Source organism: Streptomyces sichuanensis, from assembly GCF_020328095.1.
GTDB classification, from domain to species: domain Bacteria; phylum Actinomycetota; class Actinomycetes; order Streptomycetales; family Streptomycetaceae; genus Streptomyces; species Streptomyces cinnamoneus.
Map to the genome: position 1 here is coordinate 16,763 of NZ_JAIXMK010000101.1, position 21,274 is coordinate 38,036.

At 71.3% G+C, this 21,274-nt stretch carries 23 protein-coding genes; 12 read left to right on the plus strand and 11 right to left on the minus strand.

What is annotated here, in order from left to right; translation table 11 throughout:
- The first annotated feature begins 46 nt into the window (after positions 1-46).
- The 3 genes from LE181_RS24465 (at position 47) to LE181_RS24475 (ending at position 3,814) form a co-directional block, all read left to right on the plus strand.
- Entirely contained in the window at positions 47-1,786 is a 1,740-nt protein-coding gene (locus LE181_RS24465) for a serine/threonine-protein kinase (protein WP_225663648.1), read from the plus strand.
- Between the two features lie 76 nt (positions 1,787-1,862).
- The gene (locus LE181_RS24470) at positions 1,863-2,873 is read left to right on the plus strand and encodes a C40 family peptidase (RefSeq protein WP_308103332.1); all 1,011 of its coding nucleotides are present in this window, start codon (positions 1,863-1,865) and stop codon (positions 2,871-2,873) included.
- 197 nt (positions 2,874-3,070) lie between these two features.
- Positions 3,071-3,814, plus strand: coding sequence for a phosphatase PAP2 family protein (locus tag LE181_RS24475; RefSeq protein ID WP_225663649.1), 744 nt, complete (start codon positions 3,071-3,073; stop codon positions 3,812-3,814).
- 34 nt (positions 3,815-3,848) lie between these two features.
- Here LE181_RS24475 and LE181_RS24480 read toward each other — a convergent pair whose 3' ends face one another.
- A complete protein-coding gene (locus LE181_RS24480) occupies positions 3,849-4,097 on the minus strand; it encodes a hypothetical protein (protein ID WP_225663650.1) in 249 nt (82 codons plus the stop codon).
- Between the two features lie 89 nt (positions 4,098-4,186).
- Between LE181_RS24480 and LE181_RS24485 the strand changes: the two genes are divergently transcribed.
- Positions 4,187-5,257 (plus strand): SCO4651 family lipoprotein, encoded by a 1,071-nt coding sequence (locus tag LE181_RS24485; protein ID WP_225663651.1) that lies wholly within the window; start codon positions 4,187-4,189, stop codon positions 5,255-5,257.
- A 110-nt stretch (positions 5,258-5,367) separates the two neighbouring features.
- The gene (locus LE181_RS24490; protein ID WP_225663652.1) at positions 5,368-5,565 is read left to right on the plus strand and encodes a hypothetical protein; all 198 of its coding nucleotides are present in this window, start codon (positions 5,368-5,370) and stop codon (positions 5,563-5,565) included.
- 152 nt (positions 5,566-5,717) lie between these two features.
- Here the strand turns inward: LE181_RS24490 and LE181_RS24495 are convergent, their stop codons facing one another.
- Positions 5,718-6,098 carry a metal-sensitive transcriptional regulator gene (locus LE181_RS24495; RefSeq protein ID WP_225663653.1) on the minus strand — a complete coding sequence of 127 codons (381 nt, stop codon included), beginning with the start codon at positions 6,096-6,098 and terminating at the stop codon, positions 5,718-5,720.
- A 267-nt stretch (positions 6,099-6,365) separates the two neighbouring features.
- Here LE181_RS24495 and LE181_RS24500 point away from each other — a divergent pair, with 267 nt between their 5' ends.
- Together LE181_RS24500 and LE181_RS24505 are read left to right on the plus strand one after the other, a co-directional pair.
- The gene (locus LE181_RS24500) at positions 6,366-6,986 is read left to right on the plus strand and encodes a DUF47 domain-containing protein (protein ID WP_190113034.1); all 621 of its coding nucleotides are present in this window, start codon (positions 6,366-6,368) and stop codon (positions 6,984-6,986) included.
- A 6-nt stretch (positions 6,987-6,992) separates the two neighbouring features.
- Positions 6,993-7,991, plus strand: a complete 999-nt coding sequence (locus LE181_RS24505; protein ID WP_190113033.1) for an inorganic phosphate transporter — start codon at positions 6,993-6,995, stop codon at positions 7,989-7,991.
- Between the two features lie 128 nt (positions 7,992-8,119).
- On the opposite strand, the gene pstB is transcribed toward LE181_RS24505, so the two are convergent.
- From pstB to pstS, 4 genes are all read right to left on the minus strand, one after another.
- Positions 8,120-8,899, minus strand: coding sequence for a phosphate ABC transporter ATP-binding protein PstB (pstB, locus tag LE181_RS24510; RefSeq protein WP_190113032.1), 780 nt, complete (start codon positions 8,897-8,899; stop codon positions 8,120-8,122).
- A gap of 31 nt (positions 8,900-8,930) precedes the next feature.
- Positions 8,931-10,013 carry a phosphate ABC transporter permease PstA gene (gene pstA / locus LE181_RS24515; RefSeq protein WP_225663654.1) on the minus strand — a complete coding sequence of 361 codons (1,083 nt, stop codon included), beginning with the start codon at positions 10,011-10,013 and terminating at the stop codon, positions 8,931-8,933.
- Positions 10,010-11,005 (minus strand): phosphate ABC transporter permease subunit PstC, encoded by a 996-nt coding sequence (gene pstC / locus LE181_RS24520; protein WP_225663655.1) that lies wholly within the window; start codon positions 11,003-11,005, stop codon positions 10,010-10,012. The genes pstA and pstC overlap by 4 nt, the downstream gene beginning before the upstream one ends.
- Positions 11,006-11,189: 184 nt before the next feature.
- A complete protein-coding gene (gene pstS, locus LE181_RS24525) occupies positions 11,190-12,320 on the minus strand; it encodes a phosphate ABC transporter substrate-binding protein PstS (RefSeq protein ID WP_225663656.1) in 1,131 nt (376 codons plus the stop codon).
- A 366-nt stretch (positions 12,321-12,686) separates the two neighbouring features.
- Here pstS and LE181_RS24530 point away from each other — a divergent pair, with 366 nt between their 5' ends.
- Both LE181_RS24530 and LE181_RS24535 read left to right on the plus strand, forming a co-directional pair.
- Positions 12,687-13,772 (plus strand): C40 family peptidase, encoded by a 1,086-nt coding sequence (locus tag LE181_RS24530; RefSeq protein ID WP_225663657.1) that lies wholly within the window; start codon positions 12,687-12,689, stop codon positions 13,770-13,772.
- A gap of 232 nt (positions 13,773-14,004) precedes the next feature.
- On the plus strand, positions 14,005-15,282 hold the full coding sequence (locus tag LE181_RS24535; RefSeq protein WP_225663658.1) for a PP2C family protein-serine/threonine phosphatase: 1,278 nt from the start codon (positions 14,005-14,007) through the stop codon (positions 15,280-15,282).
- A gap of 19 nt (positions 15,283-15,301) precedes the next feature.
- Here the strand turns inward: LE181_RS24535 and LE181_RS24540 are convergent, their stop codons facing one another.
- From LE181_RS24540 to LE181_RS24550, 3 genes are all read right to left on the minus strand, one after another.
- Complete coding sequence (locus LE181_RS24540) at positions 15,302-15,646, minus strand: DUF2516 family protein (protein ID WP_225663666.1); 345 nt, start codon at positions 15,644-15,646, stop codon at positions 15,302-15,304.
- 100 nt (positions 15,647-15,746) lie between these two features.
- The gene (locus tag LE181_RS24545) at positions 15,747-16,322 is read right to left on the minus strand and encodes a hypothetical protein (protein WP_225663659.1); all 576 of its coding nucleotides are present in this window, start codon (positions 16,320-16,322) and stop codon (positions 15,747-15,749) included.
- A gap of 16 nt (positions 16,323-16,338) precedes the next feature.
- Entirely contained in the window at positions 16,339-16,734 is a 396-nt protein-coding gene (locus LE181_RS24550; RefSeq protein ID WP_190113024.1) for a helix-turn-helix domain-containing protein, read from the minus strand.
- Positions 16,735-16,933: 199 nt separating this feature from the next.
- Between LE181_RS24550 and rox the strand changes: the two genes are divergently transcribed.
- Entirely contained in the window at positions 16,934-18,361 is a 1,428-nt protein-coding gene (gene rox / locus LE181_RS24555; protein WP_225663660.1) for a rifampin monooxygenase, read from the plus strand.
- A gap of 7 nt (positions 18,362-18,368) precedes the next feature.
- A complete protein-coding gene (locus LE181_RS24560) occupies positions 18,369-18,563 on the plus strand; it encodes a hypothetical protein (protein WP_225663661.1) in 195 nt (64 codons plus the stop codon).
- Positions 18,564-18,591: 28 nt separating this feature from the next.
- Here LE181_RS24560 and LE181_RS24565 read toward each other — a convergent pair whose 3' ends face one another.
- On the minus strand, positions 18,592-19,818 hold the full coding sequence (locus tag LE181_RS24565) for an ankyrin and HEAT repeat domain-containing protein (protein WP_225663662.1): 1,227 nt from the start codon (positions 19,816-19,818) through the stop codon (positions 18,592-18,594).
- Between the two features lie 43 nt (positions 19,819-19,861).
- Here LE181_RS24565 and LE181_RS24570 point away from each other — a divergent pair, with 43 nt between their 5' ends.
- The gene (locus LE181_RS24570; protein ID WP_225663663.1) at positions 19,862-20,308 is read left to right on the plus strand and encodes a GNAT family N-acetyltransferase; all 447 of its coding nucleotides are present in this window, start codon (positions 19,862-19,864) and stop codon (positions 20,306-20,308) included.
- On the opposite strand, the gene LE181_RS24575 is transcribed toward LE181_RS24570, so the two are convergent.
- Positions 20,309-21,145 (minus strand): pentapeptide repeat-containing protein, encoded by an 837-nt coding sequence (locus LE181_RS24575; RefSeq protein ID WP_225663664.1) that lies wholly within the window; start codon positions 21,143-21,145, stop codon positions 20,309-20,311.
- Between the last annotated feature and the right edge of the window lie 129 nt (positions 21,146-21,274).

Genomic DNA, 21,274 nt, shown 5'->3' on the forward strand with positions numbered 1-21,274 from the left:
ATCGCTTTTGATCAGGACATGCCTTCTTGTGGCACAGTCTCCCCCCGTGGAAGCTCTTCGTCCTCAGGACCCCGCACGCATCGGTACGCACACCGTCCTCGCCCGGCTCGGCTCCGGTGGCATGGGCCAGGTGTATCTGGGACGGTCGCCGGGCGGGCGGCAGTTGGCCATCAAGGTCATCAGGGAGGACTTCGCGGACTCGCCCGAGGCCCTGGCGCGCTTCCGGCGCGAGGTCGAGACCGTACGGGCCGTGCGCAGCGCGTTCACCGCGAACCTGATCGACGCCTCGCTGGAGGCGCCGCCGTACTGGCTCGCCACGGAGTACGTGCCCGGGCCCACGCTGGTGCAGGCGATACGCGGGCGGGGGGCGTTGCCCGCCGCCACCTGTCTGCGGCTCATGGCCGCGCTCGCCGAGGCGCTGGCCGGGGTGCACGAGTACGGCGTGATGCACCGTGACCTCAAGCCGCACAACATCATCCTGTCCGCGGTCGGCCCCAAGCTCATCGACTTCGGCATCGCACGGGGCGCCGAGCATACGGCGCTCACGCAGGTGGGGACGGCACCGGGCTCGCCCGGTTACACCGCCCCCGAGATCATCACCCGCAACGACGTGACGCCCGCGGCCGACGTGTTCGCGCTGGGCGCGACCATCGCCGCCGCGGCGACGGGCAGGCCACCGTACGGCGAGGGCGCGTCGGAGTCGGTGACGTACCGGGTCGTCCACGGCGAAATCGACCTGGACGGGGTCGAGTCGGAGCTCGCCGCCCTCGTCCGGGCCTGCGTGGCGGCCGATGCGGGGGAGCGGCCCACGCCCGCCGAGATCATCGGCCGGTGCGCGGTGTCCTCCGCGCTCGTCGACGACCCGGTGTACCAGGCGCTGGTGGGCAGCGGCGCGGCGGCTTCCGCCGCGTCCGTCGCCCCCGCTGAGCCCGCCGTGCCCGTCGGCTACGTCCCGACGGCGATGTCCGGGCCGGCCGCGCCGCCCATGCCGGCGGCGCCTCCCGCGGCCCCCCGCCCGCGGACGAAGCTGTGGCTCACGGTCGGTGCCGCGTCCGTGGCCCTCGGGGTCGTTGCGGCGCTCACCGTCCAGTCGATGGGTGACGACTCCAAGGGGGGCGGAAAGGAGGCGCGCGCCCAGGGCGACGCGAAGCCTTCCGCGTCCGGGTCACCGTCGGCGGCCGGTTCCCCCGGCCCGGGACAGGCGGACAAGTCCGGCCAGGACGGTCAGGCCGGCAAGGAGCCCTCCTTCGTCGAGGCGACCGGCCCCAACCGCGACTACTGGTCGGCCAAGGAGGGCTCCCTCTACGGCGAGGGCACGTGCAACCTGCCAACCGAGGAGCGCACCCCCGGGCAGTTCCAGTTCTCCGTGGCGGATGCGGTGGACAGCCAGGCCAAGGTGATGTCCGGCAAGGTGAAGATTCTCTTCCGGTTCAAGTACGCCGATATGAGCCGGCTCAAGGGGCCGTACTACGTCTCGGTGGCCGTCAAGCCCCGGCACGAGATCGACCCGGGGACCGGCAAGCCCTTCGAGGGGCTCCGCCAGACCAACCTCGGTCTGGGCTACACCAGCAAGCCCGTCGACATCGCCCCCAAGGGGTCGGGCTGGGGGGCGGAGAACAAGGAGCTCACCTACCCAGACGACTTCCAGTCGTACGTGCAGGGCAAGCCGTACGCACCGGCCATTCCCGTCGGGAACGACCCCGGGGACTGGACGGTGATCTTCGAGCACGTCAAGGGCACGAATGAGTACGCGAGCATCGGCTGCTACGGCTTCACGGCCCGGTAGCGGCCGGGGGCGGCGGTCCCGCACGATATTCCGGAAACGGCAGTGCAAGGGGCCTGTCGTGGGGGAAGGTTGACGGGTGCGGAAGCTCTGGGTGGGCGTGGGCGCGGGCATCGCGATGTGCCTGTGCTTCGTCGGGCTGCTCGTGATCGGGGTGTACGTGGCCGCCGGGAGCATCATGGGCGTGGGCGGCGGGGGCACGGTCGGACTGGCCAAGGGCGCCGTGCCCGACCAGTACCAGGCGCTCGTCGCCAAGTGGGGCAACCTCTGCCCCGCCCTCAACCCGGCGGTCCTCGCCGCCCAGCTCTACACCGAGAGCAACTGGGATCCGACGGCCGAGAGTCGTGCCGCCGCGAAGGGGATAGCGCAATTCATCCCCGAGACGTGGGCAACCGAAGGGATAGACGGCAACGGGGACGGGAAGCGTGACGTATGGGACCCGTCGGATGCCATCCCGTCAGCCGCCTCCTACGACTGCCAGTTGGCCAAGGACGTGAAGGGCGTCCCCGGGGATCTGACGGACAATATGCTCGCCGCGTACAACGCCGGTCCGTACCGCGTCATCAAGGCCGGCGGCGTCCCGTCGATCAGCGAGACCCAGGGCTATGTGAAGTCCATCCGCAGCCTGGAGAAGAGCTTCGCCCGGCCCGTCGGCAGGGTCGCGCCCTCGCAGGCGGCGGCCGGAGCCATCTACTACGCACAGGACAAACTCGGCACGCCGTACCTCTGGGGCGGAGACGGTACGAAGGAGGACGGCGGGCGCTTCGACTGCTCGGGGCTGACCAAGGCCGCGTACGCCTCGGTCGGGATCGAGCTGCCGCGCGTCGCGAACGACCAGTGGAACGCGGGAGCACATCCCAAGCGGGACGAGCTGCTGCCGGGTGACCTGGTCTTCTTCGCCCACGACCTGAAGGACCCGCGGACCATCCACCACGTGGGCCTCTACGTCGGGGGCGGTTACATGATTCACGCACCGCGCACGGGGGCCGTGATCCGGTTCGAGAAGATCGACGCACAACCGGACTACATCGGGGCGACTCGGGTCACGGAGGACGGAGCGAAAGCGCTCCCCAAGAACAACAGGGTCTGAACGGCGGACCCTGCGCCCGGGTCGCGGGTCACTCTTGGATAACGTCCTGGTGATCATTGGGTGGAGAGTGGAACGCCTGGCCGGAGTCGGGCGTTCCATGAAAGTGGCAAGGCAGCGCCGTCGGCTGCGGCGCACGGACCACGGGGGTCGGTAGCTGGACTGGACGTAGCGACAGGCGACAGATAGGGGCCGGGGCGATGGCTGGACTCGTGACGGGAGACTCCATGCCGGTGGCCGGGGGCGAATCGAACCCCGACGTCAGCCTGCTCTACGACATCAACGGCATGGCCAAGGACGCGCCCCACTGGGCCGACCGCGCCGTCGAGTTCATCGGCGAGTACGGGATCGTCCTCGGGTTCGCCGTGCTCATGGTCTGCGCCTGGTGGAGCATCCGCCGGAGCGCGGACGCCCCCGCGGGCGTCGCCGCGCTCCTGTGGGCACCGCTCGCGGCCGGCATCGCGCTGCTGATCAACATCCCCATCCGCGGATTCGTCCGGCGGCCCCGGCCCTTCCTCGACCATCCGGGGCTGGACGTCCTCGTCGACGGGAAGAAGGACTTCTCCTTCGTCAGCGACCACGCGACGCTGACGATGGCCCTGGGCGTCGGTTTGTTCGTAGCAAACCGGAAGTACGGATTCATTGGGATCGGGCTGGCGCTCCTCGAAGGGTTCTGCCGCGTCTACATGGGCGTGCACTACCCCACGGACGTCGTCGGCGGGCTCGCCCTGGGCACGGCCGTGGCGCTGCTCCTCGCGCCCCTGGCCATGATGCTGCTCACCCCGCTCGCCCGGACGGTCGCGGGAACGCGCGCCGCACGGCTCGTGCGGTCGACGCGCGCGCCCCTGCCGGTGGTGCCGGCCGCCGGTGCCGTGGCCGATGACGGTGACCCGTCGCTTTCCGGCCGCCGGTCGTACCGGCACGACCGGGACCTCGCCGCGTAGCGGCGCCGACCGCCCGTGGCGTGTCCGGCGGCCGTCAGTCCGTTGATCCGCCCGATGGGCCCGATGGGCCCGCCGGTCTCGGGCCGGGCACCTTGCCGTCCGTCGCCGTTGCTGCCGCGGTGGCCGTGGCCAGGTGCATGCCGGCGTCGTCGCGGGCCAGGGAACGGGCCCGGCGGGCCGGGCCGTACCAGCCGCAGCTGCAACGGGCCGTGCAGAACGAGCCGCGCTCGCTCGTGCTGATGGTGTGTTCGGCGCCGGGCGGCGCGAAGGCTGGTTCGGACACGGGACCACGCTACCCGGCCGTGACGGTGACCCCCGGGCGGTCGTTGAAGGGAACGGGTTCCACCAGCGTGCGGCAGGGGGCTTACGTTCATGGCGGTGCAGGGGCACAGGCGCAAGGGCGCGGTCGTCGCCGGAGCGCTGGCGGGCAGCCTCGCCCTCGGGCTGCTCGCGGTGTGCGGCTGCGCCGGGCGAGGGCCGGGCGGCGGCCCGGCGGGCGACGCCGCCCACGGCCGCGGCAGCAGCCAGGTCCGGCAGGTGCGCGAGGCGGCCGGTCCGGCCGCCGACCCCGCCCGGGCGCTCGCCGCCGTGCGGCACGCCCCGGCGGCGCTGGCCAGGGCGGGTGGCGCCAGGGTCCGTACGTCCATGGAGACCGTCAGCGGTGGCACCCGGCTGACCATCCGGGGCCGGGGCGTCTACGACTTCGCCCGGCCGGTCGGGCTGCTCACGGTGATGCTGCCCGAGGGCGCGGCCGGACGGGCCGGGCACCGGCCGATCACGGAGGTCTTCGCGCCCGGCGCGCTGTACATGAAGAACCGCGGTGCGGGCGTCCCCGCCGGCAAGTGGGTACGGCTCGACACGGGCGCCCTCGCGGACGGCGACCTCCTCACCAGCGGGGCCACCGATCCGCTGGCCGCGGCCGAATTGCTGGGCGGCGCGCGTGAAGTGGCGTACGCGGGGGAGGAGCGGATCGACGGGGCCCGCGTGGCGCACTACTGGGGGACGGTCGACCTCTCCCGGGCCGCGCAGGCCGCACCCGAACGGGACCGGGCGGCGCTGGCCGCGGCGGCGAAAGGGTTCTCCAGTGGCACGGTGGGCTTCGACGCGTACCTCGACGGACAGGGCAGGCCGCGGGTCCTGCGCTACCGGTTCGGAATGGCGGGACCGGCGGCCGCCGGGGACGGCGGCCGTCAGCCGGCGATGACGGCCGCGGCCACGGCGGCGGTGGCGCCGTCGGGGGCGTCGAGGGCGCCGGCCGCGGCCCCGGCGGCGTCCGTCGCCTCGGCGGGCGCGGGGGTGGCGGAGGCCCGGCCTTCGGGGCTGCCGTCACCCATGACGGTGGTTTCGACCGTCGAGCTCTTCTCCTTCGGATTGCGTCCGGACATTGCGTTGCCGGCACCGGCCGAAATCTATGCGGGCACGGTCGCTTCGCCGCAGAAATAGGGCGGCAGGGCGTAGTTGGCCATGGAAATGGTCCTTCTGTGCCATGCGCGGAGTCTGTACCGATCACTACGCTGGAAGCGGCGGCAGTGGGACCCGAGGAGGTGCATCACGTGGTTTCGCGGCGCGGTCCGTCCGGCGGGCCGGATCCCGTGGCCCTCATCGAGATCGATCTCTACGGCGAATTGATGATCGCGGCGTCCAGCGCCGCGGAGGAGCGTCTCAGCACGGACCGCATCGACGAGGTGCTGAGAGTCGTCCGCCGACAGCGCGCGGAGCCGGCCGAGGGGCCGGGAGGGCCGGAGGGCTGACGGTCCGCGCGGCCGTTCCGGCCGCCGTGGACCCGGCCTTCGGCCGGGGGCCATGGTGTGCGCCCGTGCCGGCCGAGCACGGCACTGCCCGCGGTCCGTAGCTTTCGCCGGCCCGGTCCCGGCTGTGGGTCACCGGTCCGGCCACCAACCGCTCAGGTCCGCAGCAGTCGGGCGATCGCCGCGCTGGCTTCCTCCACCTTGGCGTCGATCTCCGTGCCGCCCTTGAGGGCCGCGTCCGCCACGCAGTGGCGGAGGTGTTCCTGGAGCAGCTGGAGGGCGAAGGACTGCAGGGCCTTGGTGCCCGCCGAGACCTGGGTGAGTATGTCGATGCAGTAGACGTCCTCCTCGACCATGCGCTGGAGGCCGCGGATCTGGCCCTCGATGCGGCGCAGGCGCTTGAGGTGCTGGTCCTTCTGCTTGCTGTAGCCGTGGGGGCCGGACGGGTGGGTGTGGTCCACCGCAGCGGCGTCGCCGTGGCAGGACGCCGCGGCCTGTTCAGTGGTGCTGGTCACTGTGGCCTCCGTGGGCGTCATGGCGTTCTCCGTCGTCCTGCCGGTGCTTCCGCGCTGGTCGTCGCGGGTGCTGGGGGCGGCGCCGCGCCGGGCGGCCGCGTTCCGGCTGTACGCCGTTTCCTATACCCCTGCCGGGTATATGTTACCGAAATTCGCCACCACAGAACCCGTACCGCCTTCGTGAGCACTCTGCCCGATGGGCGACACTGAGGGAATGCCAGTTAGCTGTGGCTGGATGATGCGCCTAGCATCAACGAGACCGAATCCGCTGCACCCCGAGGATCCCACGTGCGCTTTCGTCTGACCCCCAGGGAGACGAGCTTCTACGACATGTTCGCCGCCTCCGCGGACAACATCGTCACGGGCTCCAAGCTCCTGATGGAACTGCTCGGAGCGGAAACCTCCGCCCGGGCCGAGATCGCCGAGCGGATGCGGGCAGCGGAGCACGCGGGGGACGACGCGACGCACGCGATCTTCCACCAGCTGAACTCCTCCTTCATCACGCCGTTCGACCGTGAGGACATCTACTCCCTCGCCGGTTCGCTCGACGACATCATGGATTTCATGGAAGAGGCGGTCGACCTGGTCGTCCTCTACCAGATCGAGGAATTGCCGAAGGGCGTCGAGCAGCAGATCGAGGTTCTCGCCCGGGCCGCCGAGCTGACGGCCGAGGCGATGCCGAACCTGCGGACCATGACGAACCTCACGGAGTACTGGATCGAGGTGAACCGGCTGGAGAACCAGGCCGACCAGATTCACCGCAAGCTCCTCGCCCAGCTCTTCAACGGCAAGTACGACGCCATCGAGGTGCTCAAGCTGAAGCAGATCGTGGACGTGCTGGAGGAGGCCGCCGACGCCTTCGAGCACGTCGCGAACACGGTCGAGACCATCGCGGTCAAGGAGTCCTGACCCCCGGTGGATACGTTTGCGCTTGTCGTGACCATCGCGGTCGCGCTCGGCTTCACCTATACGAACGGCTTCCACGACTCCGCGAACGCCATCGCGACGTCGGTCTCCACGCGGGCGCTGACCCCGCGGGCGGCCCTCGCGATGGCGGCGGTGATGAACCTCGCCGGTGCCTTCCTCGGCAGCGGGGTCGCCAAGACCGTCAGCAAGGGCCTGATCGAGACGCCGGTGGGCGACAAGGGGATGGGCATCCTCTTCGCCGCCCTGATCGGCGCCATCGTCTGGAACATGGTCACCTGGTACTTCGGCCTGCCGTCGTCCTCCTCGCACGCCCTGTTCGGCGGCATGGTGGGCGCGGCGCTCGCGGGCGGTACGACCGTCATCTGGTCGGGCGTGGTCGAGAAGGTCGTCATCCCGATGTTCCTCTCGCCCTTCGTCGGCCTGATCATCGGCTATCTGGTGATGGTCGCGATCATGTGGATGTTCCGTCGGGCCAACCCGCACAAGGCCAAGCGCGGCTTCCGCATCGCCCAGACCGTCTCGGCCGCCGGCATGGCGCTCGGCCACGGTCTGCAGGACGCGCAGAAGACCATGGGCATCGTGGTGATGGCCCTGGTCATCGGTGACGTGCAGGGCAAGGACGAGGCGATCCCGCTGTGGGTCAAGCTCGCCTGTGCGATCACGCTGTCGCTCGGTACGTACGCGGGTGGCTGGCGCATCATGCGCACCCTCGGCCGCCGCATCATCGAGCTGGACCCGCCGCAGGGCTTCGCCGCCGAGACCACGGCCGCTTCGGTCATGTACACGGCGTCGTTCATGTTCCACGCGCCGATCTCCACGACGCACGTCATCACCTCCGCGATCATGGGCGTCGGTTCCACCAAGGGCCCGCGCGCCGTGCGGTGGGGCGTCGCGAAGAACATCGTGATGGGCTGGTTCATCACCATGCCGGCCGCGGCCGTCGTCGCCGCGTTCAGCTACTGGATCGTGAACCTGGCCTTCGGCTAGCAAGCCGGCCGGCACGCGTGCCGGTACCCGCATGCGGAAGGGCCCGCCCCCTGGTACGAGCAGGGGGCGGGCCCTTTTGCCTTGCGGCGGCACCGCCATGCAGCGCCGCAAGGCGATCGTGGGGCGGCCTAGCCGAAGCGGCCGGAGATGTAGTCCTCCGTGGCCTGGACCGACGGGTTGGAGAAGATCCGCTCGGTGTCGTCGATCTCGACCAGCTTGCCCGGCTGGCCGACGCCCGCGAGGTTGAAGAAGGCGGTGCGGTCGGAGACGCGGGCCGCCTGCTGCATGTTGTGGGTGACGATGACGATCGTGAACCGTTCCTTCAGCTCGCCGATCAGGTCCTCGATGGCGAGCGTGGAGATCGGGTCCAGGGCCGAGCAGGGCTCGTCCATCAGCAGGACCTGCGGCTCGACCGCGATCGCGCGGGCGATGCACAGGCGCTGCTGCTGACCGCCGGAGAGGCCGGCGCCCGGCTTGTTCAGGCGGTCCTTGACCTCCTTCCAGAGGTTGGCGCCCTTGAGGGACTTCTCCACGATCGTGTCCAGCTCCGCCTTGCGGACGCGGCCGCCGTTGAGGCGGATGCCCGCGGCGACGTTCTCGTAGATCGACATGGTGGGGAAGGGGTTCGGCCGCTGGAAGACCATGCCGACCGTGCGGCGCACGGAGACGGGGTCGACGCCGGCGCCGTAGAGGTTCTCGTCGTCCAGCAGCACCTTGCCCTCGACGCGGCCGCCGGGGGTGACCTCGTGCATGCGGTTCAGGGTGCGCAGGAAGGTGGACTTGCCGCAGCCGGAGGGGCCGATGAAGGCGGTCACGGAGCGGGGCTCCACGGTCATCGAGATGTCCTCGATGGCCTTGTGGGAGCCGTAGTAGGCGGTCAGGCCGCTGACGTCGATTCGCTTGGCCATGGGATCACTACTTCTTTCGTACGGCGGGCGGTCAGCGACCGGCCTTGGGGGCCTTCCAGCGGGCAACGCCGCGGGCCACCAGGTTCAGGATCATGACGAAGGCGATGAGGACCAGGGCCGCGGCCCAGGCGCGGTCGTAGCTGGCGTCGTTGCCGGCCGCCCACTGCTCGTAGATGTAGTACGGCAGGGAGGACTGGGCGCCTTCGAAGGGGTTGTTGTTGATCAGCTGGGAGCCGAAGACCAGGAGGACGATCGGGGCGGACTCGCCGGCGATGCGGGCGACCGAGAGCATCACGCCGGTGGCGATGCCGCCGATGGCGGTGGGCAGGACGACCTTGAGGATCGTGCGCCACTTCGGCACGCCGAGGGCCAGGGACGCCTCGCGCAGCTCGTTGGGGACGAGCTTGAGCATCTCCTCCGTGGAGCGGACGACCACCGGCATCATCAGGATCGCCAGGGCCATCGACCCGGCGAAGCCCGAGTAGCCGTTGTCCAGCATCAGGATCCAGAAGCTGAGGACGAACAGACCCGCCACGATCGACGGGATGCCCGTCATGACGTCGACGAAGAAGGTCACCGCCTTGGCGAGCCGGCCGCGGCCGTACTCGACCAGGTAGATCGCCGTCAGCAGGCCGATCGGGGCCGCGATGGCGGTGGCGATGCCGACCTGTTCCAGGGTGCCGATGATGGCGTGGTAGACGCCGCCGCCGGGCTGGATGGTCAGGACGCCGCCCATGGAGTGGGAGAGGAAGCCGCCGTCGAGGACGCCGCTGCCGCGCGAGACCGTCTCCCAGATCAGGGAGACCAGCGGGACGACCGCGAGCAGGAAGCAGACCCACACCAGGCTGGTGGCGAGGCGGTCCTTGGCCTGCCGGACGCCCTCGACGCGGGTGGCGAGGGCGAACATTCCGGCGACGTAGAGGACCGCCGCGAGCAGGCCCCACTGGATGCGGCTGCTCAGACCGGCGCCGGCGCCGATGCCCACGCCCACCGCGAGCGCGGCGGCCGCGAGGGCGGCCGGGGCCCAGCGGGGCAGGCGGGGCTGGTGCAGGCTCGACGAGGGCCGGGCACCGGGGGCGGCGGTGGAGGGCTGGTCCATGGCTACCTCGCTCATGCCGTGTACTCCTTGCGGCGGGCGATGATCAAGCGGGCCGCGCCGTTGACCAGCAGGGTGAGGACGAAGAGGACGAGACCGGAGGCGATCAGGGCGTCCTTGCCGATCTCACCGGACTCCTTGAAGCTGCTCGCGATGTTCTGCGCGAACGTTCCGCCGCCCGGGTCGAGCAGGCTCGTGCCGATCTCGAAGCTGGGGGAGAGGACGGTGGCGACGGCCATCGTCTCGCCGAGGGCGCGGCCCAGGCCCAGCATGGAGGCGCTGATGACGCCCGAGCGGCCGAAGGGCAGGACGGCCGTCCTGATGACCTCCCAGCGGGTCGCGCCGAGCGCGAGGGCGGCCTCCTCGTGCATCTTGGGGGCCTGCAGGAAGACCTCGCGGCTGACGCTGGTGACGATCGGCAGGATCATGATCGCCAGCAGGATGCCGATGGTGAAGAGCGAGCGGGCGGCGCCGTCGTGGTACTCGAAGACGCCCGTCCAGCCGAAGTAGTCGTCCAGCCAGCTGTAGAGCCCGCCGAGGTGCGGGACGAGGAACAGCGCGCCCCACAGGCCGTAGACGATGGACGGGACGGCGGCGAGCAGGTCGATCACGTACGACAGCGGCGCGGCGAGCCGGCGCGGTGCGTAGTGGGAGATGAACAACGCGATGCCGATGGCGACCGGCACGGCGATGGCCATCGCGATGACCGAGCTGACGACCGTGCCGAAGGCCAGGACGGCGATGCCGAAGACCGGCGGGGTGGAGTTGGCGCGCCACTCGAAGGTGGTGAAGAAGTTGCCCTCGTTGTGGGAGAGGGCGCTGGCGGCGCGGATGGTGAGGAAGACCGCGATGGCGGCCATGATCACCAGGAGCAGGATGCCGGATCCCCGGGAGAGGCCGAGGAAGATCCGGTCGCCGAGGCGGGTGGTGGTGCCCTGCTGCTCGGCGGGGGCCGGGGCGCTGCCCGGGCCGGGCGGTGGGCCGGCTGCGGTGGCTGAGGTTATGTCCATGGGTTTCTCCGGTCTGCGGAGCCGGTCGCCTCCGGCGGTCGGGGCGTGCGGCTCCTGGCGCGGCGGTGCACCGGGAGGGGGCGGGCGTCACTCCGGCGCCGTGGCCGGCTCCCGGGCCGGCCCGGGAGCGTGGTCTCCGGGCAGGCGCCGGGCGTGGAGTGCGCCCCGCCCTGTGTCGGGAGCGTCAGGAGAGGCCGGCGATGGTCTCGCGGACCTTCGTGGCGATCTCGGCGGGCAGCGGGGCGTAGCCCAGGCCCTTGAGGACCGACTGGCCGTCCTCGCCGGCGATGTAGGTCAGGAAGGACTTGGTCGCCGGGAGGGTCTCGGCCTTGTTGCCCTGGTCACCGACGATCTCGTACGTCACCAGGGTGATCGGGTAGGCGCCCTCGGCCTTGGTGGTGTAGTTGAGCTTGAGCGCCAGGTCCTTGCCGGTGCCCGCGATCTTCGCCTCGGCGATGGCCTTGGAGGCGTTGTCGGAGGTGGCCTCGACCGGGGCGGCGGCGCCGGTGTTGAGCTTCACCGTCTTGATCGAGTTGGCCGTGGCGTAGGAGAGCTCGAAGTAGGAGATGGCGCCCGGGGTCTGCTTGACCTGCGAGGACACGCCAGCCGAGCCGTCGGCGGACTGGCCGCCCTTGGCCTTCCACGCCTTGGCGGGCTCGTACGGCCAGGACTTGTCCGCGGCGGCCTTGAGGTACTTGGTGAAGTTGTCGGTGGTGCCGGACTCGTCCGAACGGTGGAACGCCTGGATCTTGAGGTCCGGGAGCTTGGCGTCCTTGTTCAGTTTGGCGATCGCCTCGTCGTTCCACTTCTCGATCTTGCCGTCGAAGATCTTGGCGAGGGTGTCGGCGTCGAGGACCAGGTTGTCCACGCCCGGGACGTGGTAGCCGATGGCGATGGGGCCGCCGAGCAGGGGCAGGTTGATGCCCTGACCGCCCTTGACGACCTCCTTGGACTTGGCGACCTCCTCCGGCTTGAGCGCCGAGTCGGAGCCCGCGAAGGCGGTCTTGCCCTGGAGGAACTCCTGGATGCCCGCGCCCGAGCCGGTGGGCTTGTAGTTGATCTGGACGTCCTTGCAGGCGGCCATGAAGTTCTTGACCCACAGGTCCATGGCGTTCTTCTGCGCGGACGAGCCGGAGGCCAGCAGCTGGCCCTTGCCCTCGCACTTGATGTTGCCGGCGGCCTTGGTGGAGCCGCTGCCGCCGCCCTCGCCGCCGCCGTTGTCGTCCGATCCGCACGCCGTGAGGACCAGGGCACCGGAGACGGCGATGGCGCCGAGGGCGACTGTGCGAAGCCGGTTCTTGCGCTGAAGCTTCACTTTCGGGGGTTCCTTCCGGGAGCCGCCGCGGGGGCGGCGTGCGAGAGGTTGGTGTAGCTGTTCCGCTCTGTGCGGGCGAGGGCCGGTGGGACGGTGTGGTCCGCACCCTCTACGGCCGAAATTAGGCAGATCAGATGAAGCGGCCGATGGGGAGGGGTGAACGCAGGGTGAACCTCGGCCATCGGGGTGGTGGCTCCGTTTCCGGTCGGTTTCCCACCGCAGTGTGACGCAGGTCTCTGTCGCATTGCGGAGGGACATGGCAGCATCCGAACTTCGTGTGACGGCGTGTCAGGCGCGGGGGCGGAGTCGCGGAGGTGTCCGGTGGGGTTTCCGGCGAGGCGGAGCGGTGGCATCGACGGCGGGGCGGTGACCGGGCGGCGACGCCTGGCCGTGGCGACCGCCCTGGCCGGCGCGCTGATCAGCGCGGGGACGGTCGTTCTGGCCGCCCCGGCGGCACACGCCGACCCCAGACCCCCGCAGCCCTCCGCGACCGGCACCCCGCCCGCCTCCTCGCCGCGCCTGGAGGAGGTCCACAAGGAGGTGGAGGCCCTCTACCGCAAGGCCGAGGCCGCCACGGACGCCTACAACGCCGCCGGTGAGCAGCTGCGGCTGCAGGAGAAGTCGGTCGCCGACCTCAATCGTCAGGTGGACGCGGCCCGGCAGCGCCTGGAGAAGCTGCGCAAGGAGACCGGGGCCCTGGCGCGCGCCCAGTACCGCAGCGGCGGCCTGACCCCGCAGACGCAGCTCTTCTTCAGCGCCTCGCCCGAGACCTTCCTGAACGGCGTGGCTCTGGCCCGCAAGGGCGAGCAGGCCACCCGCGGGCTGCTCGCCCAGGTGGAGGCCACCCGCGCCGAGCTGGAGGGCTACGCCAAGGCCGCCGACGAGCGCCGCCGGGCCCTGGAGGGCGAGCGCGCGAAGAAGGAGGCCGCGAAGAAGGAGATCGAGGCGCGGCTGGACGAGGCGAAGAAGCTGGAATCCCGCCTGGAGGAGAAGGAGCGGGAGCGGCTGCGGCAGCTGGAGGAGGAACGGGCCCGCCAGGCGCAGGCGAAGTGGCTCGGCACCGACGCCGGCAGGGGCCTGGCCGGCCGCGGGTCCGCGGCGACCGGTGACGGAAAGCGAGCGGTCGACTTCGCCACCGCGCAGATCGGCAAGAACTACGTCTGGGGCGCCGAGGGCCCCGACACCTTCGACTGCTCCGGCCTGACGCTCAAGGCGTGGGCGGCGGCCGGGCGCGCGATACCGCGGACCTCGCAGGAGCAGTGGCGGCAGCTGCCGAAGGTCGACGTGAAGGATATGCGCGCCGGCGACCTGGTGATCTACTTCGGGGACGCCAGCCACGTGGGGATGTACGTGGGCGACGGAACGATCGTGCACGCGCCCCGGCCGGGCCGCCAGGTCACCCTCGCGGGCGCCGGATCGATGCCGATCCTCGGGGTCGTACGCCCGGGATAGGGGCGGCCACACGGAGTGATTTCGTACGCTCGTACGACGTGATGTTTGTCATCGCGCCGTCCTCCGTATGGGGGTGTTCCTGCGCCAATTCCCCTTGTGGCGTGGGCATATGACAGAGGCGGGTGGCTCCGTACCATTCCGTTCGGCCGGGCTCTGGCGCTAGGGTCACCCTCGGTGCCCGCCCCTCGGCGAGGCGCCGTGCCCTCGGGGGGAGGGGAAGGAAGCCGAAGTGATGCCCGTACCCGTGCCGAGGCAGGCGGAGCCTCCCGTCGTGCTGCCCGACGGCGGGCTGACGCTGCTCGTGATCGAGGACGACCCGGGCGGCTCGCTGTCCTGCCCGGACATGGCGGACATGTCCGGGACGGCCGGCACGCCCGTACGCATCCGCACCGCCCGCAACCTCACCGAGGCGGAGCGGCTGCTCACCGACGACGTCCAGTGCATCCTCCTCGACCTCGCCCTGCCCGCCACGGACCACCCGTCCGGGCGGCCGGCCGGCGAGCCGGAGCGGGCGGCGGGGCCGGAGGGTTCGGAGGGTCCGGACGAACTGGCGACCCTGCGCCGGGTGCTGCGGCTCGCCCCGCACCACGCCGTGCTCGCCCTGACCGCCGAGGCGGACGCCGAACGGGCCGCGGAGGCGGTCCGGGTCGGCGCGCAGGACTACCTCTTCCGCGACGAGCTCGACGGGCGCGTCCTGAGCCGGGCCATCCGCTACGCCGTCGAGCGCAAGCGCGCGGACTTCGCGCAGCGGCAGCTCACCGAGACGCGGCTGCTGGCCCAGGAGAACGCCCGCCTGGAGCGCGGCCTGCTGCCGCATCCGCTGCTGGCCGGCTCCGACCTGCGCTTCGCCGCCCGTTACCGCCCCGGCCGCAGCCGGGCCCTGCTCGGCGGCGACTTCTACGACACGGTCCGCACGCCCGACGGCACGGTGCACGCGATGATCGGCGACGTGTGCGGGCACGGCCCGGACGAGGCGGCGCTGGGCGTGGAACTGCGCATTGCCTGGCGGGCGTTGACGCTGGCCGGACTGTGCGGCGACGAGCTGCTGGCCACGCTGCAGGAGGTGCTGGAGCACGAGCGCGCGGACGAGGAGATCTTCGCGACGCTGTGCACGGCCGACATTGCCCCCGACGGCCGTTCGGCCGCCGTCTGCCTGGCCGGACACCCGGCCCCCCTGCTCGTACGCCCCGGCGAGGCCCCCGTCCTGCTGCCGCAGGACGACGGCGGCCCGGCGCTGGGCCTGCTCCCGGACGCCCGCTGGCCGCACCGCGAGGTCGAACTGGGCGAGGCGTGGAGCCTGTTGATGTACACCGACGGCCTGGTAGAGGGCAGGATCGGCGAGGGGACGCGACGGCTCGGCCAGGAGGGCATGATCGAGCTGATGACCCGCCAGGTGAAGGAGGGTCTGCACGGCGAGGAGCTGCTGGAGGCGGCCGTCTCGGAGGTGCAGGCGCTCAACGGCGGGGAGTTGACGGACGACTTGGCCGTGGTGCTCCTCGACCGGGGCTGACGTCCCTGAGCGCGGGCGGTCAGCGGCCGCCGTTGTACGGGCCGTAGGGGCCGTCCGAGCTGGAGCCGCGGCGCCGGCGCGGGCCACCGCGGCCGGAGACGTGGCGCAGGGCGGGCCGGACGTCGACCATGTAGACGATGGTGGCGATCAGGCCGAGGACCGGCAGGAAGGCCAGGATGCCGAAGAGCAGGTTCACGACGGCCGCGAGGCCGAGGATGATCAGCCAGAAGCCCTTGGACTGCTTGTCGGCCGCCCGGTAGGCGTCCTCGCGGCGCACGGCGGCGTCGAGGAAGGCCGCGACTGCGAAGACGAGCAGTCCGACCGAGATCCAGGACAGGACGTGGCCGAAGCCCTCCACCAGCATGCGATCCACCTCTTCTCCGTGCGTCTGCTGCCCACCGTACCGGGAGAACGATCCGGGCACGCGAGGCGTGCCCGGATCGTTTCGCCGCTGCTGTCTCCTGCTACTGGTCGCCGGTCTTGGCGTCCGCCTTCTTCGCGGCGGGCTTGCGGGTGGCGGCGGGCTTGCGGGCGGCGGGCTTGTCGTCGTCCGCGGCCTCGGTGCCGGTGGCGGGCTGCTCGTCCTTGGCGGCCGGGGCCTGGGCCGGCTCCGGGTCGGGCTCGACGGCGACGGCGATCTCCGTGATCTCCTCGGCGGCCTCGCCGCGCCAGGTCTGCACGGCGGTGCGGCCGCGCTTGACCAGCTCCTCGAAGCCGTCGTTGGCCTGGGCCGCCACGGTGACGACCTGACCGAAGCCCTGGAGCACCAGGTCCTGGGCGGTCTGCCCCAGCTTCTTGACGTCGGTGTCGATCGTTCCGACGATCTCGGTGGCCTTCGCGGTCACCTGCGTCTGCACCTGCTTGGCCTGCTGGGCCACCCGCTCGCCCAGGGCCTTGGGGTCGGTGTTGCGCAGCTTCTCGAAGCGCTCGGGCGCCTCGGTGACGAACTGCCCGATCTTCTCGGCCGCGAGGTCCGCGGCACCGGCCGCGGCGTAGGCGGTGTCGGTGGCGGTCTTGCGGATGTCCTGGGTGATGGCCATGTCGAGGGTCTCCGGATCAGCTAGAAGGTGTGCTGTGGTCGTCCGTCCTGCCCGGCCCGTCGGTCCCGAGGGCGTTCTCCTTGCGGAAGGACTCGTAGATCTGGAGCAGCACCTGTTTCTGCCGCTCGTTGATCGAGGGATCGGCGAGGATCACGCTGCGGACCTCCGCCTCGTCCCGGTCGCGCTCGTCGAGGATCCCGGCCTGCACGTACAGCGTCTCGGCGGAGATCCGCAGTGCCTTGGCCAGCTGCTGCAGGATCTCGGCGCTCGGCTTGCGCAGCCCGCGCTCGATCTGGCTGAGGTACGGGTTGGACACTCCCGCGGCATCCGCGAGCTGCCGCAGCGTCAGCTGCGCGGTGCGCCGCTGCTCGCGGAGGTACTCGCCGAGATTGCCGACGTTGAGTGATGCCATGCGGCGATCCTGCCGGAGGTTGCTAACTTTTGCAAGCAGGTGCTTGCAAAAGTAGCCACGGGGTGGGGCGGCGGAAACGAAGAGGCCCTTGCGGCGAGCCGATCGTGCCGCAGAATGTCGATCAAGGCCGCGACCTGCAGAAACAGCAGATGCGCGATGTGCAGACGGCCGAATCCGATCTCGTGGAATGGGCGCTTTGATGATTGACGTGATCGTGGTCGGCGGCGGACCGACCGGCTTGATGCTGGCCGCCGAACTGCGGCTCGCCGGAGTGCGAACGGTCGTGCTGGAGAAGCTGGCGGAGCCGACCACGGAGTCCCGTGGGCGCGGCCTGCACGTGCGCAGCGTCGAGGTGATGGACCAGCGCGGCCTGCTGGAGCGGTTCCGCGAGGTCAGCGAGCCGTTCACGGTCGGCGGTCCCTTCGCGGCCTTCCCCACGCCGTGGCCGGACGGGATGGACACCGCCCACCCGTACGGCCTCGCCATGCCGCAGCCGGTCACCGAGCGCGTGCTGGGCGAGCGCGCCGTCGAACTCGGCACCGAGATCCGGCGCGGCTGCGAGGTGGTCGGGCTGAGCCAGGACGAGGACGGGGTGACCGTCGAGCTGGCGGACGGTACGCGGCTGCGCTCGCGCTACCTCGTCGGGTGCGACGGCGGCCGCAGTACGGTGCGCAAGCTGCTCGGCGTCGGCTTCCCCGGTGAGCCCCCCACGGTCGAGACGCTGCTGGGCGACATGGAGCTGACCGAGGATCCGGAAACGGTGGCCGCCGTGGTGGCCGAGATCAGCAGGACCCACGTACGGTTCGGCGTCATCCCCAACCCGGACGGGACGACGTACCGCGTCATCGTGCCCGCCGACGGCGTGGCCGAGGACCGTGCCGCGCCGACCCCCGGGGAGTTCAAGCAGCGGCTTCGGGAGGTCGCGGGCACCGACTTCGGCGTGCACTCGCCGCGCTGGCTCTCGCGCTTCGGCGACGCCACCCGGCAGGCCGAGCGCTACCGGGTCGACCGGGTGCTGCTGGCCGGCGACGCGGCGCACATCCACCCGCCGATCGGCGGGCAGGGGCTCAACCTCGGCGTCCAGGACGCGTTCAACCTCGGCTGGAAACTGGCCGCCGAGGTGGGGGGCTGGGCCCCGGAGGGGCTGCTGGACAGCTACCACGCCGAACGGCACCCGGTGGGCGCCCGCGTCGTGCTCAACACCCGCGCGCAGAGCGTTCTGCTGAGGACCGGTCCGGCCGAGACGGCGCTGAAGGAGCTGTTCTCGGAGCTGCTGGAATTCGAGGTCGTGAACCGGTACGTGACCGAGATGATCACCGCGGTCGGGGTCCGCTACGACTTCGGCGACGGCCACGAACTGCTCGGCCGGCGGATGCGGGACGTGAAACTCAAGCGGGGCCGCCTCTACGAGCTGATGCACGGCGGCCGCGGGCTGCTGCTCGACCAGACCGGCCGGCTCTCGGTGGAGGGCTGGGCCGGCCGTGTCGACCACGTCGTCGACGTCAGCGAGGAACTGGACGTGCCCGCGGTGCTGCTGCGGCCGGACGGCCACGTGGCATGGGCCGGTGAAGACCAGCAGGACCTGCTCGGCCATCTGCCCAGGTGGTTCGGCGCTGCTGCCGGCTGAGCGCGCGGTGTTCACGCTGCCGCGGGGTGCCACGGGCTTCTTCCGGCCGGAGGACGGGCCGCTGCCGGTCCTGACCGGTGAGCAACTCGCCACACCGCTCTCGCGCGTGGACACTTCGGCCCTGTCCCGGCACGAGTGGCGCCAGGTGCGCCTCTACGGCGTGGGCACACTGGGCGGAGTGCTCTTCAACGCATGGGACTGACGACTCCGGTTGCGGCGGAGGCAGGGGGTCAGTCCGTGCGGCGGTGGCGCCATACGATGTCGAGCTGCCAGTAGTACGGCGAAGTGTCGTCGACGGGCTCCAGGGCAGCCAGCACCCCGTCGCCGCGGGGGTCGTCGCGCAGCGCCAGCTGGATCGCGGCCGTGACCCGTACGGGCTCCGCCTCGTCGTCGAGCCGGGCGGCGAGGGCGTTCGCGGCGGTGGCGGAGTCCTTGGGGGCGGCCCGGCCCAGGGTGTGGCAGGCCGTTTCGCGGACCGTCGCGTCCGTGTCCCGCGTGCGCGCCACGACGACGGCCAGCGCCTCGGGGTCACCCGCGGCGACCGGCCTCTCCAGGCCGGCGGTCGCTGTCCAGCGGACCTGGGCGTCGGGGTGGCGGGTGAGCGCCGGCATCGGCTGCTCGGACCGGGGGTCCCATGCGTTGGACAGTGCCGCGGTGAGGGACCGCATCACCCGGGGGTCCTCCTCCCGTGCCGCCCAGGGCAGGAGGAGGTCGACGAGCGGCTCGTCGAAGGACTCGTCCTCGCTCTCGTCGAAGAGGACGACCACGTACAGCAGTTCGGCGCCGAAGTACCGTTCCATGGGGTCCGGGCGGGCGCTCAGGGCGGCCGCCTCGTGCCAGACGGCGGGGTCGTGGCGCTCCCGCAGCGTCTGCAGGGTCGTCAGCCATATGGGGTGGTCGACGTCCGGCTCGGCCAGGGCCCGTTCCATCAGTTCGGCGAAGGGCGGGGTGATGCCGTAGCTGCTCTCCAAACTGGTGAGGATCGTGGCGTGTCCGGTGCGCACCGTCAGGCCGCCGAGCGAGAGCTCTTCGCAGACCCCCCAGGACTCGCGGTGCACCGTCCTACGCGTCACCGGCCCCGACGCGCCCGTCCGGCGGCGCAGTCCGGCCTCGGTGTCCACCGCGTGCCAGTGCCGGGCCAGGGCCAGGGCGTCACGGCCCTCGGCGTCCTTGAGCCACAGCTGTGCCCCGCGGTTGACGAGCGTCGCCACGATGTCGTCGGCACCCCGGTCGACCGCCCGCAGCAGGGGCGTACGGCCGTCGGCGGCGGGGAGGTCCAGCCGGGCCGACCACACCAGCGCGTCGACGACCGGCACGGCGAAGGCGTCCACCGCCAGGCACAGCGCCGGAGTGCCGTGCTCGTCGACGGAGTCCGGGTCGGCGCCCGCGAGCAGGAGCGCACTCACCGCCTCGGCGTCCCCGTTCCGTACCGCGGCTATGAGTGGTGTTTCAGCCACATTCCGTACCGCCTCTCGTGCGACGCTGACTACGATCACGATCATGGATGCTGGGACTGCGACGATCGCCGGCAGGGACGACGGCCACGAGATCTCGGTCGACGCCGGCCGTCTGGACGTCGGGCGGGTTCACCACTGGCTGTCCACCGACGCCTACTGGGCCCTCGGCCGCAGCCGCGAGACCGTCGAACGGGCCGTCGCCGGATCGCTCAACTTCGGGGTCTACGACGGCGACGGCCGGCAGGTCGGCTACGCGCGCGTCGTCACCGACCTGGCCACCTTCGCCTGGCTCTGCGACGTGTACGTCGACCGGGGCAGCCGCGGCAAGGGCATCGGCACCTGGCTGGCCGCCGCCGTCCGCGATCACCTCGCCCCCTACCGGCTCAAGCGCTTCCTGCTGTCCACCCACGACGCCCACGGGGTGTACGCCAAGGCCGGGTTCGCCCCCGTCCAGGACTCCGGCGACTGGATGTCGATGAGCTTCGAGTGATCACCAGTGCGCGGGGCGGCTGAGCGACGACGGGAGCTTGGTCGCGCCGTTGCCCCGTGCCGCGTTCAGCTGGGGCTGGGTGAGGAATATCGACTCGGTCAGGTCCGCGCCGGCCAGGTTCGCGTCCCGCAGGTCCGCGCCGATCAGGTCGGCCATCCGCAGGTCCGCCCCGGTGAGGTCCGCGGCGATGAGGTACGCCCCGCGCAGGTTGGCCCCCCGCAGGTCAGCGCCCTTGAGCCGGGCCCCCATCAGGTCGGCGCCCCGGCGGTCCTTCGTCTTCCGGCCGGCCTTCGCCCGTACGAGCTCGCTGGTGCGCAGCAGCACCGTGTTGACCTTCTGCCGGTGCGCGGCCACGTCCACCGCCGCCAGGCCGTCGGCGTCCAGCAGGGTCAGGCGCTCGGTCTCCTCCAGCAGCCGCCCGGCCTCGGCGTGCACCGGGCGGGCCGCCGGCAGCGTCAGGGTCTCGTTCAGGTACCAGAGCAGTTCCTGCAGCTGCCGCACGACCGGGAACACGTCGAACATCTGCTGCGCCGTCTCCGGGGCCTGCCGCCAGTCACGGCCCGCGAACGTGTGCTGCGAGACCTTCTGGCCCGCACCGAAGCAGTCGTAGACCGTGCAGCCGCGGAAGCCGCTCGTGCGGAGGCGGGTGTGGATGCCGCAGCGGAAGTCGGACTGGAGGTTGGTGCAGGGCTTGCCGGCGTTCTTGTTGACCGCGAAGTCGGCGGAGGCCGCGAAGGGAAGGGCGACGCAGCACAGGCCGAAGCAGTTCTCGCAGTCGCCGAGGAGGGGGAGGCGGCTGCCCGCGCCGGGGCTGGTGGCGGAAACGTTCTCGGACACGGTGTGTCGTTCTCCCTGCGCCCGAGGGCGACTCGACTCTGACTTCGACCTTCGAGTCTAACCCTCCGGGCCAGGGCGCCCACCAGGCATTTTCCGCCTCAGCCGGTGTTGCGGAGGCCCGCGGCGACG

What these genes read in the sequence shown, in the direction of transcription:
- LE181_RS24540 (WP_225663666.1), bottom strand. Translation starts at nt 15,646, where the DNA reads ATGCTGGTGGAGGGCTTCGGCCACGTCCTGTCCTGGATCTCGGTCGGA.
- pstA (WP_225663654.1), bottom strand. Translation starts at nt 10,013, where the DNA reads ATGAGCGAGGTAGCCATGGACCAGCCCTCCACCGCCGCCCCCGGTGCC.
- LE181_RS24475 (WP_225663649.1), top strand. Translation starts at nt 3,071, where the DNA reads ATGGCTGGACTCGTGACGGGAGACTCCATGCCGGTGGCCGGGGGCGAA.
- pstC (WP_225663655.1), bottom strand. Translation starts at nt 11,005, where the DNA reads ATGGACATAACCTCAGCCACCGCAGCCGGCCCACCGCCCGGCCCGGGC.
- LE181_RS24495 (WP_225663653.1), bottom strand. Translation starts at nt 6,098, where the DNA reads ATGACGCCCACGGAGGCCACAGTGACCAGCACCACTGAACAGGCCGCG.
- pstB (WP_190113032.1), bottom strand. Translation starts at nt 8,899, where the DNA reads ATGGCCAAGCGAATCGACGTCAGCGGCCTGACCGCCTACTACGGCTCC.
- LE181_RS24485 (WP_225663651.1), top strand. Translation starts at nt 4,187, where the DNA reads ATGGCGGTGCAGGGGCACAGGCGCAAGGGCGCGGTCGTCGCCGGAGCG.
- rox (WP_225663660.1), top strand. Translation starts at nt 16,934, where the DNA reads ATGATTGACGTGATCGTGGTCGGCGGCGGACCGACCGGCTTGATGCTG.
- LE181_RS24535 (WP_225663658.1), top strand. Translation starts at nt 14,005, where the DNA reads ATGCCCGTACCCGTGCCGAGGCAGGCGGAGCCTCCCGTCGTGCTGCCC.
- LE181_RS24570 (WP_225663663.1), top strand. Translation starts at nt 19,862, where the DNA reads ATGGATGCTGGGACTGCGACGATCGCCGGCAGGGACGACGGCCACGAG.
- LE181_RS24550 (WP_190113024.1), bottom strand. Translation starts at nt 16,734, where the DNA reads ATGGCATCACTCAACGTCGGCAATCTCGGCGAGTACCTCCGCGAGCAG.
- LE181_RS24545 (WP_225663659.1), bottom strand. Translation starts at nt 16,322, where the DNA reads ATGGCCATCACCCAGGACATCCGCAAGACCGCCACCGACACCGCCTAC.